Origin of the sequence: Phytohabitans houttuyneae (genome assembly GCF_011764425.1) — a bacterium.
Lineage (GTDB): Bacteria > Actinomycetota > Actinomycetes > Mycobacteriales > Micromonosporaceae > Phytohabitans > Phytohabitans houttuyneae.
The window spans coordinates 211,460-226,985 of the sequence record NZ_BLPF01000003.1; the positions used below are offsets into that span (position 1 = coordinate 211,460).

14 protein-coding genes are annotated in these 15,526 nt (G+C 75.3%); 6 read left to right on the forward strand and 8 right to left on the reverse strand.

Annotated elements, in window-relative coordinates; genetic code table 11:
- Window positions 1–97: 97 nt before the first annotated feature.
- A complete protein-coding gene (locus Phou_RS35975) occupies window positions 98–1,714 on the reverse strand; it encodes an alpha/beta fold hydrolase (protein WP_173065556.1) in 1,617 nt (538 codons plus the stop codon).
- A gap of 145 nt (window positions 1,715–1,859) precedes the next feature.
- On the opposite strand from Phou_RS35975, the gene Phou_RS35980 reads away from it, so the two are divergent.
- Complete coding sequence (locus tag Phou_RS35980; protein ID WP_173065559.1) at window positions 1,860–2,912, forward strand: S66 peptidase family protein; 1,053 nt, start codon at window positions 1,860–1,862, stop codon at window positions 2,910–2,912.
- On the opposite strand, the gene Phou_RS35985 is transcribed toward Phou_RS35980, so the two are convergent.
- Window positions 2,881–3,249 (reverse strand): tetratricopeptide repeat protein, encoded by a 369-nt coding sequence (locus tag Phou_RS35985; protein ID WP_173068791.1) that lies wholly within the window; start codon window positions 3,247–3,249, stop codon window positions 2,881–2,883. The genes Phou_RS35980 and Phou_RS35985 overlap by 32 nt on opposite strands.
- A 71-nt stretch (window positions 3,250–3,320) precedes the next feature.
- Here Phou_RS35985 and Phou_RS35990 point away from each other — a divergent pair, with 71 nt between their 5' ends.
- A complete protein-coding gene (locus Phou_RS35990; RefSeq protein ID WP_173065562.1) occupies window positions 3,321–3,704 on the forward strand; it encodes a PPOX class F420-dependent oxidoreductase in 384 nt (127 codons plus the stop codon).
- Window positions 3,705–3,754: 50 nt separating this feature from the next.
- Here the strand turns inward: Phou_RS35990 and Phou_RS35995 are convergent, their stop codons facing one another.
- Window positions 3,755–4,834: a cellulose-binding domain-containing protein gene (locus Phou_RS35995; RefSeq protein WP_173065565.1), complete on the reverse strand. Its 1,080-nt coding sequence runs from the start codon at window positions 4,832–4,834 to the stop codon at window positions 3,755–3,757.
- A gap of 205 nt (window positions 4,835–5,039) precedes the next feature.
- On the opposite strand from Phou_RS35995, the gene Phou_RS36000 reads away from it, so the two are divergent.
- Genes Phou_RS36000 through chrA form a run of 4 tightly spaced genes read left to right on the forward strand, consistent with a single transcriptional unit; the run spans window position 5,040 to window position 10,735 of the window.
- A complete protein-coding gene (locus tag Phou_RS36000) occupies window positions 5,040–8,381 on the forward strand; it encodes an SCO7613 C-terminal domain-containing membrane protein (RefSeq protein WP_173065568.1) in 3,342 nt (1,113 codons plus the stop codon).
- Window positions 8,382–8,426: 45 nt separating this feature from the next.
- Window positions 8,427–9,149: an arsenate reductase/protein-tyrosine-phosphatase family protein gene (locus tag Phou_RS36005; protein WP_173065571.1), complete on the forward strand. Its 723-nt coding sequence runs from the start codon at window positions 8,427–8,429 to the stop codon at window positions 9,147–9,149.
- A gap of 1 nt (window position 9,150) precedes the next feature.
- Entirely contained in the window at window positions 9,151–9,534 is a 384-nt protein-coding gene (locus Phou_RS36010; protein WP_173065574.1) for a VOC family protein, read from the forward strand.
- A gap of 49 nt (window positions 9,535–9,583) precedes the next feature.
- Window positions 9,584–10,735 (forward strand): chromate efflux transporter, encoded by a 1,152-nt coding sequence (gene chrA, locus Phou_RS36015; protein WP_246274124.1) that lies wholly within the window; start codon window positions 9,584–9,586, stop codon window positions 10,733–10,735.
- Between the two features lie 52 nt (window positions 10,736–10,787).
- On the opposite strand, the gene Phou_RS36020 is transcribed toward chrA, so the two are convergent.
- From Phou_RS36020 to Phou_RS36040, 5 genes are read right to left on the reverse strand one after another with little or no spacing between them, the layout of a single operon-like run.
- Window positions 10,788–11,585, reverse strand: a complete 798-nt coding sequence (locus Phou_RS36020; RefSeq protein WP_173065577.1) for a class I SAM-dependent methyltransferase — start codon at window positions 11,583–11,585, stop codon at window positions 10,788–10,790.
- Window positions 11,586–11,595: 10 nt separating this feature from the next.
- On the reverse strand, window positions 11,596–13,737 hold the full coding sequence (locus Phou_RS36025; RefSeq protein ID WP_246274125.1) for a bifunctional polysaccharide deacetylase/glycosyltransferase family 2 protein: 2,142 nt from the start codon (window positions 13,735–13,737) through the stop codon (window positions 11,596–11,598).
- Window positions 13,738–13,749: 12 nt separating this feature from the next.
- Window positions 13,750–14,124: a hypothetical protein gene (locus tag Phou_RS36030; RefSeq protein ID WP_173065579.1), complete on the reverse strand. Its 375-nt coding sequence runs from the start codon at window positions 14,122–14,124 to the stop codon at window positions 13,750–13,752.
- 2 nt (window positions 14,125–14,126) lie between these two features.
- Entirely contained in the window at window positions 14,127–14,834 is a 708-nt protein-coding gene (locus tag Phou_RS36035; RefSeq protein WP_173065581.1) for a hypothetical protein, read from the reverse strand.
- A gap of 34 nt (window positions 14,835–14,868) precedes the next feature.
- Entirely contained in the window at window positions 14,869–15,447 is a 579-nt protein-coding gene (locus tag Phou_RS36040; RefSeq protein WP_173065583.1) for an RNA polymerase sigma factor, read from the reverse strand.
- Between the last annotated feature and the right edge of the window lie 79 nt (window positions 15,448–15,526).

Below are 15,526 nucleotides of genomic sequence, written 5' to 3' on the forward strand. Positions count from 1 at the left end.
CAAGGATAGGCGGGCGACATCGAGCTGGATAAATAGCATTTGGGGTATCACGCGTGCGGTGCCGGGACGGCGGGCGGCCGCCCCGGCACCGCGTGGCTCACGCCCGGAACGAGGCCCGCGGGGACCGGTCGTCCGGGCCGGACGGCACCGGGGCGCCCGGGCAGCCGCCGTCGATGCGGCCGGTGTCGAAGAACGCCACGACGTCGGCGGCGCAGGCCGGCTCCAGCGGGGCCGAGCCGTGCACGTCGTCGTCCACTGTGTACACCCGGCCGCCGACGATGGACCTGGTCTGCAGCGTCCACTCGTACGGCGACGGGGTCTCGTAGCGGTGCCCGGACAGCACCAGCGAGCCGCCGCCGGGGCGGAGCTGGACGGTCTGCACCGGCAGCGGCCAGCCGGCGCAGCCGCCGGAGAAGCCGCCCGACCGCCCGGTCAGCGGGTTGTCGGCGAGGCGCCGCTGGTACGACTCCCACGCCGCGGCGAAGTCGAGGCGGCTCGGGTCCTCGTTGCAGAAGGCCGCGCGGTTCATCGTCGGGTTGAACCGCTCCGGCAGGTCGGCCGGCGGCTCGGACGGCGGCGGCTCGGCCGGCCCGCCGCCGAGCACCTCCTTGACCGTCGGCGGCGCGGTCGGTCCGGTCGCGTCGCGCAGCTCGGCCAGCACCGTGGCGGCCACCGGCCAGATCTCAGCGCCCTGTGCCGCGGAGAGGGCCACGATCGAGCCGTCGACCGGCAGGTCGAGGTCGGTGAAGCGGCGCGGGTTGGCGTCGTAGTCGGCGCGGAGCGCGATGATCGCGGCCCGTACCTGGTCGGCCGTGGTGCCGAACCCGTACGTGCCGTGGTGCCGCGCGATCCACGCGGCCATCCGCAGCGCGTTGCGCTCGGCCGCCGCGGCGCGCCCGTCCTCGAACGCGGGGATGCTGAAGCGGGGGATCGCGACGCTGTCCAGGAACATGCGGTCGACGCGGTCGGGGTGCAGGCTGCGGTACACGACGCCGAGCCAGGTACCCCACGAGACGCCCAGGAAGCTCAGCTTCCGCTCGCCCAGCGCGGCGCGGACGCGGTCGAGGTCGTGTGCCACGTTCGCGGTGGTGAGCTGGCCGAGGAAGGCGGTATCCGACCGGCCGCAGGCGGCGTTGGCGGCCACCTCCAGGTCGTAGAGCTGCCGGGCCGCGGCCTCGGTGATCGGGCCGACCGGGCGCTCGCCGGGACCTCCGTCCGGCGGTGGGCAGTCCACTGTGGTGCTGTAGCCGACGCCGCGCGGGTCGAAGCCGATCAGGTCGTACCGCTCGTTGAGGCCCGCGATGGCGTCGCTCATGGTCAGCAGCTCGACCGGCATCAGGTACCCGCTGCCGCCCGGCCCACCCGGGTTGAGCGCGAGGCTGCCCAGCCGGCGCGCCTGGTCCTGTGCCTTGAGCCGGGTGACGGCGACCGTGATCTGGCGGCCCTTCGGCCGGCGGTAATCGAGCGGGACGCTGACCGTGCCGCACTCCAGCCGGGCCAGCAGCTGCTTGAACCGCTCCAGCGCCCGCGGCGGCGCCATCGCCTCGAGCGCCTCGTCGGAGTAGGCGGGGCAGGGCTTCCAGTCGGCCGTCGAGGGTGTGCGCTGCGCGGCGGCGGCCGGCGCGGCCGGGACCAGCCCGAGCCCGGTGACCACCGCCACCGCGGCCGCGCAGAGGCGGGACGCGCGGCCGGTCGGCGACTCGTGTCGAGTCATTCAGGGACCTCCAACTCTCCTGCGAAAAGGACCGGAGATGGACGCGCTGAATTACATCGACCCGCGTGTACGCGCGGCGTAAGCGGAAACGGTGACGCGCAAATGACATCGCCGCAAAACACCACCGCCGGTACCCTGCCTTGGCATGGGGGACAACGTGAATCCGCTGCTGGCGCCGGCGCTGCGGCCCGGCGACGTCATCGCCGTCGTCTCGCCCGCGTGGGGCGGGGTCGGCGAGCTGCCGGCGGCGACCGGGCGCGGCGTGGCGGTGCTCGAAGGACTCGGCTACAAGGTGCGCGTGATGCCGCACGCCGCCGGCCGCTCACAGTGGGAGTGGGTCTCCGGCAGCGCCGAGGAGCGGGCCGAGGACCTGCTGGCCGCGTTCGCCGACCCGGAGGTGCGCGGGATCGTCTGCGGCATCGGCGGTGACCATTCCGCGCAGCTGCTGCCGCTGCTGGACATGGATTTGATCGCCGCCAACCCGACGGTCTTCTGCGGCTACTCCGACATCACGTCGCTGCACCACGGCATCCACCGCGCGACCGGCCTGGTGACGTTCTACGGCCCGGCGCTGATCCCGCAGTGGGGCGCGGTCGGCGGCCCGTTCGGGTACACGGTGGATCATTTCCAGGCGGTCGCCGGCCGGGCCGAGGCGGCCGGTGCGCTGCCCCGCGCGGACGTCGAGGTGCACGACGGCGACTTCGACGCCGCGGAGGCCACCGGCACGCCCCTGCGCCGCAGCCCGTCACGACCCCGCGAGGTGCTGCGCGCCGGCCGGGGCACCGGCCCGCTGCTGGCCGCCTGCCTGCCCAGCGCCCGCCACCTGCTGGGCACGCCGTGGCAGCCGGACTACCGCGGGCGGGTCCTGGTGCTGGAGACGCCCGAGCCGCCGTACGACCTGGCGCAGGCCGACGCCGACCTCACCCACCTGCGCAACGCCGGCGGCCTGGACAGCCTCGCCGCGCTGGTGCTGTGCCGGCCGTACCGGTTCACCGCCGCCGACACCGACCGCCTGCACCAGCTCGTGCTGGAGCACGTGGCCGGCCACGACTACCCGGTGCTGGCGCGGGTCGAGGGCGGCCACACCGACCCGCTGCCGACGTTTCCGCTCGGCGTGCGGTCCACAGTCGACGGAGATGAGCTGCTGTTCGAGGAGCCGGCGGTCGTTACGGGCGGGCCCGGCCCAGGTGGGAGCTGACCCGGTCGACGGCGGTGCCGTACTCGGGGACCTGGGCCATCGCGGCGGCGAGCCGGAGGTGGGGGAGCGCCTCGGTGGGGCGGTTGAGGCGCTCCAGGGTGCGGCCGAGCAGGTGGTGGCTGTAGTGGTCGGTGGGGTCGCGCTCGACAAGCACGCGCAGCTCCGCCTGGGCACGGTTGAGCTGAGCCGACGCGTAGTAGGCCAGGGCCAGCTGCAGCCGCGCCTCGGCGTTGGCCGGCTCGGCCGTCACGATGGGTGCCAGGAGGCGGGCGGCGTCGCCCGGGAGGCCCATCTCCAGGTACAGGAGGGCCTGCCGGTACTGCTCGAGCATGTTCACGAGGTGGGTCAACGCGCGGGCGACCGCCGGCATTCCGGCCCGGTCCGCCGCGGCGGGTAGCCTGGCTGGACATGAGCGCCCTGGACCGCCTCGCGGACGAGAGCTACGTGTTGCTGACGACGTTCCGCAAGGATGGGCGGGCGGTGGCCACCCCGGTCTGGTCCGTCCGCGACGGTGACGCCCTCGCGGTGTGGAGCGTCGCGGACGCCGGCAAGGTCAAGCGCATCCGGCGCAGCGGGGCGGTGACCGTCGCGCCGTGTGACTTCCGGGGCAACCCGCGCGGTGACGCGGTGTCCGGGCACGCCACGCTGACCGGTTCGGCACACGCGGACGAGCACATCCGCCGGCTGATGGCCCGCAAGTACGGGCTGGTCGGCCGGATCACCATGCTGGGCAGCCGCATCCGCCGGGGCCGCGACGGCACGGTGGGCATCCGGATCACGTTCGAGGCCTAGGCCCGGCTCGTGGGCCAGCGGGCGGCCCACGAGCCGGTGCGTGGGTCCACTCAGGACAGGAAGCTGCCGTACGGTCCGCTCAGGATGCGGTCCTTCTGCGCCTGGCTGAAGTGGGTGTTGGGGTAGTTGTAGAACGAGGCGGACATCGGTGTGCCGTCCGTCGAGGTGGAGTCCGGCAGGCCGAACGCGTGGCCGAGCTCGTGCACCATGCCGCCGTACCAGCGGTTCATGGTGCCGCCGATGCCGGCCGCGCCGTCGGCGTCGTGACCGCTCAGGATCACCCAGCCGCCGCCGCCACCGCCGCCGGAGCAGGACGCCTCGGCGCTGATCTCACCCACGTTGATCCAGCGGGTGTCCGGCGCGCGCAGGGAGAGCTTGCGCATCAGCTCCTGTTGCATGTTGAAGACCACCCACCAGTAGCACTCGTTGCCGTTCGGGGTGTTCTCGTACCAGGCGCGCGGGTGGTCGCCGTTGACCACCTCCACCACCGGGTTGTTCAGCGTGAACGTCCGTCCCAGCTCCTGCCGGTAGTAGCGCTGCGCCTCGCGCATCACGTTCGCGATGCCGTCCGGGTACCGCTGGTCGTAGGCGACGTCCGTGGGCTTGAGCCAGTACACGCGGACGGTGCGCTGCGGCGGCACCCCGCCCGGCGGCGGCGTGGTCGGCGCGGCGGTGGTCGGCGCGACGGTCGGCGAGGTGGTGGGTCCGACCGAGCCGGTGCAGGTGACGCCGTTGAGCGTGAAGCTCGTGGGCACCGGGTTCGCGGAGTTGTTCCAGCCGCCGTTGAAGCCGAACCCGGCGCTGCCGTTTGTCGGCAGGCTCCCGTTCCAGCCGGCGTTGACCGCGGTGACCGTGCTTCCGCTCTGCGTCACGGTGGCGTTCCAGGCCTGGGACACGCTCTGCCCGGCCGTGAACGACCACCGCAGCGTCCAGCCGGATACGGGGTCGCCGATGTTCGTGACGTTGACGTTGGCGGTGAAGCCGCCGGACCACTGCGAGCCGATCGTGTACGCGACACGGCAGCCCGCCGCGGCCGCGTAGCCGGCCGTCGTGGTGGCCGCCGCGACAACCGCGAGCGTGGCGGCCAGGGCGGCGGCGAACAGCCGGGTTCGGGGTGGTCGTCGGTGCATGCGCGTCTCCTCCGGGGGAACGGCCGGCGCGGGGAGGCCGCCGGCGCGGCGGGAATGCCTCACGCCCCGCCCGGTGACGCGAAGTGACCAGGGCCGATGATCCCTCACGAGTAGATGACTGTCAATCCGTGGGGCGGTGGCTGAGTATCGGGGCTGAGTACGGGCACTCTGGGCCGGGGTGGGACCGCGTTGGCAGGATGCGCGTATGACGACGTACCCGTGTCCGGTGTGCGGAGCACCCGCGGACCTCACCGCGGGCTGTGGCGGCTGCGGTCGGGCGCCCGACCCGGACGCCGCCGAGGTGATGCGCCTGAACGCGGAGCTGGGTGCGCTCGGGCCGCGGGTGCGGGAGGCGCTGGCCGGGTACCAGGCGCTCGCCGCAGAGTTCCACGCCGCCCAGCGGCGCCGCGACGTGCTGGCCGTGCGGGTGCGGCAGGCGGCGGCGTACGCGCGGGCCGGTACGGCCGGAGTGCCACCCGGAGCGCCACCTGAGGCGCCCGCGGCCGTCCCGCCGCGGGAGCGCGCGGCCGGGCCCGAGGCGCGTCCGGTCACCGTGCAAAACCTGCTCTTCGTGCTCGGTGGCCTGCTGGTGGGCGCGGCGGCGGTCGTGTTCACCGGAGTGGCGTGGGCGACGTACGGCGCGGTCGGCCGCTCGCTCGCCCTCGGTGTGGTGACGCTGCTCGCGCTCGCCGTGCCGCCGCTGGCCGTGCGGCGGGGGCTGCGCGGCACGGCGGAGACGTTCGCGGCGATCGCGATGCTGCTCGTGGTGCTGGACGGGTACGGCGCCTGGTACGTCGACCTGTTCGGGCTCGGCGCGGTGCCGGGCGCCGGCTACGCGGCCGGGGTCTGCGCGGTCACCGCGGCCGCCGGCGTGGGGTACGGGCTGGCGACCGGGCTGTCCGCGCCCCGGTTCGCCGCGCTCGTCGCGATCCAGCCGGCGGCGCCCCTGCTGGCCGCCGAGTGGGAGGCGGGCATGCGCGGCTGGTCGCTGGCCTTCACGGTGGCGGCGGTCGCGAACCTCGCGGTCGTCCGCCTCGCCGGCCGGCAGCTGCGGGTGGCGGCCTGGGTCGTGTACGGGTGCGCGCAGGTGCTCTCGGGGGTGTGCGCCCTCTACGCGCTGCTCACGCCGGGGCCGGTGGCGTGGGTGGCGGTCGTCGGCGTGCCGGCGCTGCTGTCCGCGGCCACGCTGCTGGCGGCCGGGCGGCTCACCGGCCGGGTGCCGCTGCGAGCGGTAGGTGCGGCGCTTGCCGCGCTCGCGGTCGGCGGCGCGGTCGTGCGGCCGTTCGCCCAGCTCACGCCCTCGGTCTTTCTGGCGGTGGCGGCCGCGACCGTGCTCGCGCTGGGCGCCGCCGCGGCCGTGGTGGGCTCCCGGATCGCCGCCGAGCCGGAGGCGGTCGGTGCGCGGATCGGTGCGGTGGTCGCGGCCGCGCTGCTGGCGCCGTTCGCAGTGGGGATGGCCGCCGCCAACGCGGTCGGCAGCCTGGCCGCGTCGCTGCCGGCCTGGCGGGGCGGGTCGGGGACCGGCGCGCCGTTCGACTGGCAGGTGCCGGTCGCGGTGGCGCTCGGCACGGCGGCTTTGGCGCTCGCGGCACCGGCCGGCTGGCGGCGGGGGCTCGCCGTCGCGGGCGGGACGGTCACGCTGCTCGGGCTGCCGGTGCCGTGGTGGGCGCTGGTGCCGCTGGAGCTGTCCGCCGCGGCGTTGCTCGTGCTCGCCCCGGGCCACGGTGCCGCGCTGTCCCGCCGCGTGGCGGCGGTCGCCGGGCCGGCCGCCGCGGTGCTCGCCGCCCACGCGGTGGCGGTGAGCCTGATCCGGCCGTGGCCGGCCACCGCCGCGCTGGGCGCGCTCGCCGCGATCGGTGTGGCCGCCCTCGCCACCGGGGAACGGACCGCGGCCGGCGAACCCGCGACGGCCACCGGCGCGGACGTCGTACGGCGGGTCGCGTTCGCCGCCGGGCTCGCCGCCTGGCCGGCCGCGGCCGCGTGCGCGGTGTTCGCGTCCGGTGTGGACCAGCCGTGGCCGGCGCGCGCCGGGCTGGTCGCCGCCGCGCTGCTCCTGCTGCCGGTCGCGGTGCTCGGCGCCCGGCCGGTGCGTCCCTACGCGGTCGCCGCGCTGGCTGTCGCGGTCACCGGTGCCACGCTGTGGCCGGACCGGGCGGGCGTGGGCGACCCGACAGGTCTCTACCCGGCGCTGGGGCTGCTGGTGCTGGCCGCCGGGTACCGGGCGGTGCGCCCGTCCGGCCGGGTGTCGCTGGCCGCCGCGACAGCGCTGCACGGGGTGGTGTTGCTGGTCGTCCTCATTCCACTGTCCTATGTGCTCTTCGTCAAGCCGTACCGGTGGCTGGGCGAGGCGTGGACCGGGGTGCCCGGCGAGGCGTACGCGCTGCCGGGCGGCGGGCCGGTCGCCGTGCTGCTGCTCGCCGCCGCGCTCGCGATGGTCGGCCGGTACGCCGCGTCCGCCGTCACCGGGCTTGCCGGCCTCGTCGCGGTGGCCGCCGCCGCGCAGGTGCCGTGGCCGCTGGTGCCGGCCGCGCTGCTCGCGCTCGGCACCGCGCTCGTCCTGGCGGTCACGGTCCGGGACGGCGGCCGCGTGTGGGGCGTACCCGTCGGATGCCTGATGGCCGCGCCCGGACTCGCCGGCCTGCTGCCGACGGAGGCCGCCACGCTCGGTGGCCTGGGATTCGTGGTCGTGGCCGCGGCGGTCGTGGGGGCGGCCGGCGCGACCTCGGCCGTGCGCATCGGCGGCTGGCTCGCCGCCGCGGTGTCGGGCGGCGCGCTCGCGGTGACCTCGACGCTGGCGGCCGGGCTGCCGTTGGGGCGCGCCGCGTACCCCGTGCTCGCGGTGGCGGCCGCCGCCCTGGGCCTTGCCGCGCTGCTGCGGCGCCGGCCCGCGAAGGCCGTCGAGCGGGTGGCTGTCGACGCCGCCGCGTACGCGACCGCCGCCGTCGCGCTGCTGCTCACCATCGGCGACGCGCGGCACGCCGCCGCCCTCTGCACGCTGTGGGCGGCCGCGGTCGCGGCGCGGGCCGTCGCACCCGGCGAGACCGCCCGCCGGCCGCTCGCGCTGGTCGCTGGTGCGAGCGTGCTGCTGGCCTGGTGGCTGCTGCTGGGTGCGGAGCGGGTGGCGCTGACCGAGGCGTACACGCTGCCGGCCGCCGTCCTCGCGCTCGCCGCCGGCCACCTCGCCCTGCGCGGCCGGCCGGGAATCGGCAGCTGGGTGGCGTACGCGCCGGGGCTGGGCGTCGCGCTGCTGCCCAGCCTCGCGTCGATCCTCGTCGCCGAGGGTCAGGGGGTACGCCGCCTGCTGCTCGGGCTCGGCGCGCTGCTGGCGGTGCTGGGCGGCGCGTACGAGAAGCGGCAGGCGCCGCTCGTCGTGGGCGGGGCGGTGCTGGTCGTGGTGGCGCTGCACGAGGTGCTGGTGTGGGACCTGCTGCCGCGCTGGGCGTACCTGGCGATCGGCGGCCTCGTGCTGATCGCGGTCGCGATGACCTACGAACGGCGGCTGCGCGACCTGCGCCGGCTGCGCGGGGCGATCGCGCGCATGACGTAGGACCCTGGTAGATCTATCAAACCGGTTTGATGTATCGTCCGGGGTGTGGACGAGGTGCCGCCGGAGTTTCTCGGGTTGGCGGGGCATCCGGTGCGGTGGCGACTGCTGACCGCGCTGGCCCGCAGCGACCGGCAGGTGCACGAGCTGTCCGATCTGGTCGGCGAGCCGCAAAACCTCGTCTCGTACCATCTGGCGCGGCTGCGCACCGCGGGGCTGGTGTCTGTGCGGCGCAGCGCCGCCGACGGCCGGGTGGTGTTCTACGCGCTCGACCTGGCCCGCTGCGGCGAGCTGCTCTCCGCGGCGGGCGCCGCGCTGCACCCGGCGCTCGCGCTGGTCCCGCCACCGCCGCCGCCGGGTGACGGCCCGGGGGACGCGGTCCTTTTCCTGTGTACCGGCAACAGCGCCCGCTCCCAGATCGCCGAGGCGCTGCTGCGGCGGGCCCGGCCGCGGCTGGCCGTGTTCAGCGCGGGCAGCCACCCCAAGCCGCTGCACCCGCAGGCGGTGCGGGTGATGTCCGAGCGAGGGCTGGACACCTCGGGGCTGCGGAGCAAGCACCTCGACGAGTTCGCCGGGCGGCGGCTCGGACACGTGGTCACGCTCTGCGACAAGGTCCGCCTCGTCGCGCCCGACTTCCCGGGCGACCCGGAGCGCGTCCACTGGAGCATCCCGGACCCGGCCGGCGCCGGGGACGGGGCGGCCGCGTTCGCGCGCACGGCCGACGAGCTGAGCGTCCGGATCCACTACCTGCTGCATCGCATGGAGGCCTGAGATGTCCACGCCCATCGACGACGACGTCTACGTCCGCTACCTCGTCGACGACGTGCCCGCCGCGGTCGACTTCTACACCAAGCACCTGGGTTTCACGGTGCGGGCGAGCTTCCCGCCGTTCGCCGACGTGTCCCGGGGGCACCTGCGGCTGCTGCTGTCCGGGCCGGCCAGCTCGGCCGGGCGCGCGCTGCCGGACGGCAGCCAGCCCGGGCCCGGCGGGTGGAACAGGATCCATTTGCGGGTGCCCGACATCGCCGCCGAGGTGGCCCGGCTCCGCGCGGCGGGGCTGACCTTCCGCAGCGAGGTGATCAGCGGGCCGGGCGGGCAGCAGATCGTCTTCGACGACCCGTCCGGCAACCCGGTCGAGCTGTTCCAGCCGGCGTGAGCGCGGCGTTCTTCCGGCGTGAGTGCTCTCGGGCGGGCGCGGTGGCCCGGTGAGTGATGTGCGGCCTTCCGGGGTCGGTGTCGGCACCGTCCTGAAGGAGTGGGGGCGGATCGGCTGCATCGGGTTCGGCGGGCCGCCTACGCACATCGCCATGCTGCGCGAGCTGTGCGTGCAGCGGCGAAAGTGGCTGGACGACAAGGCGTTCGAGGACGCGGTGGCCGCCTGCAACCTGCTGCCCGGCCCGGCCTCCACGCAGCTGGCCATCTTCTGCGCGTGGCACGTGCGGGGGCGGCTCGGCGCGGTGGTGGGCGGGTTCGCGTTCATCGCGCCGGGCCTTGTGGCGATCCTCGCGCTCTCCGCGCTCTTTCTCGCCGGCTCGCCGCCGCTCTGGGTCGACGGTGCGGGAGCCGGTGCCGGCGCGGCGGTCGCGGCCGTTGCGCTGCACGCGGGTGCCGGCCTGATCCAGCCGAGCTGGCGGCGCAGCACGCACCGCTGGCGCTGGGTGGCCTACCTCGCGGTCGGGTTCGCCGGCGTGGCGCTCGTCGGACCGTGGCTTGTCCTGCTGCTGCTCGCCTGCGGGCTGGTCGAGGTGGCCGCGCAGCGGGTACGCCGGCGCAGCGGCACGACGGCGGGCGCGCACCTGTCCCCGCTGCTGGCGGCGGGCGCGTTCGGCGGTGCGGCGCTGCTGCCGCTGGCGTGGGTGGCGTTGAAGGTCGGCGCCCTCTCGTACGGCGGCGGCTTCGTCATCATCCCGCTGATGCAGTCGGACGCGGTGGACAGGTACGGGTGGATGACCGACGCGCAGTTCCTCAACGCGGTCGCGCTCGGCCAGATCACGCCGGGGCCGGTCGTGCACACCGTCGCCGCGGTCGGGTACGCGGCCGCCGGGGTGGGCGGGGGCCTGCTCGCGGCGGCAGTGGCGTTCAGCCCGTCGTTCGCGTTCGTGCTGCTCGGCGCGCACCGCTTCGACCGGCTGCGCGGCAACCCGACGGTGCGCGCGTTTCTCGACGGTGCCGGGCCGGCCGCGATCGGCTCGATCCTCGGCTCGGTCATCCCGCTCGCGGCCGCGCTGACCGACTGGTGGCAGTACGCGGTGATGGCCGGCGCCGCCGTTTTGCTCCTGGCCGCCCGCCGCGGCGTGGTGACCACCCTGCTGTGCGCGGCGGTGGCCGGCGTGGTGTTCACCCTCGCGGGCGGTTGATCAGGGACTTCGTGGGTGGACACGCCAGCCGGCACGCCCGCCAACTCCCTGATCAACCGGCTTGAGGGGGTTTTAGCGCCCGGGTGGCGAAGTAGCCGGACATCCAGCCGGCCGTCGCGTCGGAGTGGTGTGGGGCCTCCGCGAAGCCGGTGATCGCGAACCCGGCCGCGGTTTGGCCGCCAATTTGTTCGGTGAGCGTGTGGCTGTACTCGACCGGCGCGTCCACACCCCAGTTGCGCTCCCGCTCGCCCGGCTCGAGGTGGGTGAGGTCGCTGTACGGCAGGCGATGCCGCACCACCAGCTCGCCGCGGGTGTCCAGCACGTGGCCGTCGAAGAGGTACACGTCCGGGTTGAGGAAGCCGGACAGCAGCGTGCAGCCGGGCCGCAGCACGCGGTGGCACTCGCGCCACACCGGGGCGAGCTCGGGGATGAAGAGGTTGGAGACCGGGTGGACGATCAGGTCGAACGAGGCGTCCTCGAACGCGCTGAGGTCGCGGGCGTCGCCGAGCACCGTGCGCAGGTCGAGCCCCTCGCGCTCGGCGACCATCCGGTCCTGCGCGAGCTGGCGGGGCGAGTTGTCGAAGACCGTCACCCGCGCGCCGGCGGCCGCGAGCGTGGGACCCTGCTGCCCGCCGCCGGAGGCGAGGCAGAGCACGTCGCAGGCGGCGATGTCCGGCGGAAACCAGGTCGGGTCGACCGGCTGGTACCCGATGAGCACGATCGACCACTCACCGGCCCGCGCCTTCGCGACGACCTCGGGGGAAACGGGCCGCGACCACTCGTTGTCCCTTTCCACCTCGCGGTCCCAGGCGCGGCGGTTGTGGGCGACGGGGTCGTCGATCTCGCTCATGCGCCGAATGCTAGCCGCGCGTCAACCGCCCATCGAGCGGTTTGTGTGGGATGGCGGCGACCGCGCCGGTGCGGACCATGCGGTGCCAGCGCAGCCGGTCGCCGACCAGCGCCATGACGGTGGACTGGATGACGACCAGGTACATCAGCTGGCGGTAGACCACCTGCTGGAACGGCAGGCTCCACAGTGGTCCGTAGCGCTCGCCGTCGAGGCGCAGCGCGTACGCGGCGGTGGCCACCTGCAGCAGCGTGAAGCCGATCCACACCGCGGCGACCTTGGCCGGGGGCAGGAAGAGCAGGCCGTAGATGCCGTACACGTCGACCACGCAGGCGCACAGCGGCAGCGCCACCTGAAACAGCAGCAGGTACGACAGGCCGCGCCGGCCCAGGCGACCGGCGGCGCGCGGCTCGACAAGGGAGCGCCGGTGCTTCCACATCGCCTGCATCGTGCCGTAGCACCAGCGGTAACGCTGCCGCCACAGCTGCTTGAGGGAGGCGGGCGCCTCGGTCCAGGCGACGGCGTCCGGCGCGTACACGACCCGCCAGCCGGCGCGGATCAGGGCCATCGTGAAGTCGGTGTCCTCGGCGAGCGTCTGGCTGGACACGCCGCCCACGTCGACCACCGCCGCCCGCCGGAAGGCGCCGATGGCGCCGGGCACGGTGGGCATGCAGCGCAGCACGTCGAACATGCGCCGGTCGAGGTTGAAGCCGATCACGTACTCCAGGTGCTGCCAGCGGCCGAGCAGCCCGCGCCGGTTGGCGACCTTGGCGTTGCCGGAGACCGCGCCGACGTCGGGGTCCTGCAGCGGCTGTACCAGGCGGCCGACGGCGTCCGGCTCGAAGACGGTGTCGCCGTCGACGAGCACGAGGATGTCGCCGCGGGCGTGGGCGATGCCGGTGTTGAGCGCGGCCGGCTTGCCGGCGTTGGCCTGGCGGACCACCCGCACCCCGCGCAGGCGCAGGCGCTCGACGATACCGGCGGTGCCGTCGGTCGAGCCGTCGTCGACGACGATCACCTCCACCCACGGGTAGTCGCTGGCGACCAGCGAACGGACGGTGGCGGCGATGTTGGCCGACTCGTTGTAGGCGGGTACGACGACGGAGACGGGGCCCAGGTAGCGCAGCGGCCGGCGGGCGCGGCGGCGGACCCGGCGCACGTGCACGCGGGCGCAGACGAGCTGGACAGCCAGCCGTACGGCCGAGAGGGCGACCGCGGCCACCATGAGCGCGGTCAGCGCGCGGCTCATCCCCGCGCTGCCGGCCTGCGCCCAGCGCAGGGCGTGGCCGCGGATCCGCTGCGCCGCGCTCGCCTCCGCGGCCGGTGGCAGGGCGAGCGCCGCCGAGACGGTGGTGAAGCGGTACCCGCGCGCCTGTAGCTGCGGGATCAGCACGTCGAGCGCGGCCACGGTCTGGGCGCGGTCGCCGCCGGAGTCGTGCAGCATCACCACCGCGCCGGCGTCCTTGGCCGGGCGGGCCTTGGCCACGATCGCCTCGACGCCCGGGCGGCGCCAGTCCTCGGTGTCGAGGTCGGTCAGCACGACCAGGTGGCCGGCGCCGGCCGCCTGGCGCAGCGCGGTGTACTCGGCGGCGGTCACGGCGTCGGGCGTCGAGGAGTACGGCGGCCGCACCAGGACGGGCGTGCGGCCGGTGGCGGCGGCGATGGCGTTGCGGGTGAGGGTCAGCTCCAGGCCCCGCCGCCAGCCGGGGGTGTCCGTCAGCCACGCGTGGCTGAACGTGTGCGAACCGATCTCGTGCCCCTCCGCCACGACCCGGCGGGCCAGCTCGGGGTGGGCGTTGACCTGGGAGCCGACCTGGAAGAAGGTGGCGTGCGCGCGGTGCCGGGCGAGCACCTCCAGGATCTTCGGCGTCCACTGTGGATCGGGGCCGTCGTCGAAGGTCAGCGCGATCGTCCTGCGGGGCATCGTGCGGCTGGCGACGGTGCCGGCGGCGTCGATGCGCAGGACCGGTCCCGCACCGGTCACCGTGTCAGCGGCTGGCCCGCTGGTGTCGCCGGTGAGGTCGGGGCCGTCGCCCTCCGCGCCGGCGTGCGAGACGTACCCGTTGAGGCACAGGCCGCCGAGCAGCACCAGCATCAGCAGCGTCAGCAGGACCCAGTGGGCCCGTGGCGCGCGCCGCCGTACGTGCAGGGACACCCTTCGACCCGCTCAGCTCGGCTTGGACGGCTTGTTGCCGGGAGTGTGGGTCGGCACCCGGCGGTGGTTGGTCCGGCTCGGCGTGGGTGCCGCGGTCGTGGCCGGCACGGCTGACGACGGCGCGCGCGAGGTCGGCTGCCCGCTGGGCGGCGCGGAGCGCGACGGCGGCGCGGGCGCCGGGGTGACCGAGGGGCGCGCGGAGGCCGGCACGTTTCCGATCCGGCCGCCGGCGGGATCCGGCAGCAGCGGCAGGTGGTCCGGCCCGGCGCCGGTGAAGCCCGCGACGAGCAGCGCCGAGGCCAGGGCGAGCGCCAGTCCGGCTGCGGTGCCGGCGGCCCGGACGAGGCGGCGCCGCCGTCCGGAACGGTCAACGAAGACCGGCTTCAACGCTACTGGCCCTTCCTGCCGGCGCTCGGTGGTGGTGGCTTGGTGGGACTCTTGCCGGCGGGGTGGCTCGGTGTCGGCGGGACCGTGCCCGGGCGCGTGGTGGCCGGAGCCGAGGTCGCCGGGAGCACCGGGGCGCAGAACGCCGGTATCCGGTCCGCGCCGCCCGCCGCCGTGGCGAGTTCGCGCATCTGCTCCGCCTTCACCGGTGGACCGCCGCCGTTGCGGCGGTGGCGGTCCCAGGCCACGCAAAGCGCGGTCACGGCCGGACTTGTCGGGCTCAAGGTCCGGCCGGCGGGACCGGACGCCGGCGGGGTGGCCGGGGTGGCGCTGCCGCCCGGCGTGGCCCGCGTGCCGTCCGGGGACGCCCCCGCGGTCGTGGCGTGGTCGCCGCGGGGGGCCCGGCCCACCGGCAGGCTGCCGGTCTCGGCGGCCACGGCGACACCACCGACGAGTGCCGTCGCCACCGCGACGGACACCGCGAATGGGCGGGACAGCCGGCGGCGCGGCTTCGCCGGTGCCGGATGCCTCACCCGGCCCGCCTCCTCGAAGGCGGCCAGAGCCGCGTCCAGCCCGACCAGCTCGTGTGGCCGGGGTGGGGCGGAGGCGGCGGCGTGCAGCCGGCTCAGCTGCGGAAACGCTGGATCGCGGCCGGTGGTGAGCAGCCGCTCGGCCGTGTCCGGCCCGAGCCGGTTCTTCCGTGACGTACGCATGGCGCTTGAAAATGCGTTCCAAGGTCGCACCGCGTTACACCCCCTCTCCACGCCGGGACTCCTGCCAGCGGGCCCGCACCTCGGCGTGCTCGGCGAGGCGGCGCAGCCCGCGCATCGCCGCGACCCGCACCGCGCCGGCGCGCTTGCCCAGCACCTGCGCCGTCTGCGCCACGTCGAGCCCGGCCACGATGCGCAGCGTCACGGCCTCCGCCTGGTCCTTCGGCAGGGTGGCGATCACGCTGAGCGCCCAATCAGTTTCGGACTGCCGTACCACCTCGTCGGCGACATCGGGCCGGCGGCCGGGTAGGTCCTTTTCGGACAGGTCGTGCGGCTCCTCCGGCCGGCGCCGCGCCCGACGCCGCTCGTCGATCGCGCGGTTGCGGGCGATCGTGAACAGCCACACCCGGAACCCCGCCGCCGACCCGCTGAAGCCGCGCAGGTCGCGTGCCGTCTGCAGCCACGTCTCCGACGCCACGTCCTCGGCGTTCTCGCCTACGATCACCCGCAGGTAGCGCAGCAGCGCCGGCTGGTGCGCCCGCCACAGCACGGCGAAGGCCGAGGCGTCTCCGCGCACCGCCGCGGCGAGCGTCACCGCGAGTTCCTGGTCCTCCAAAGCACCGTCCCGTCGCGTCCCCGATGTGCCGAGGCAGCAGGCTACAACGGTGCTGACCTGGGGCGGAGAGCGCGTACTT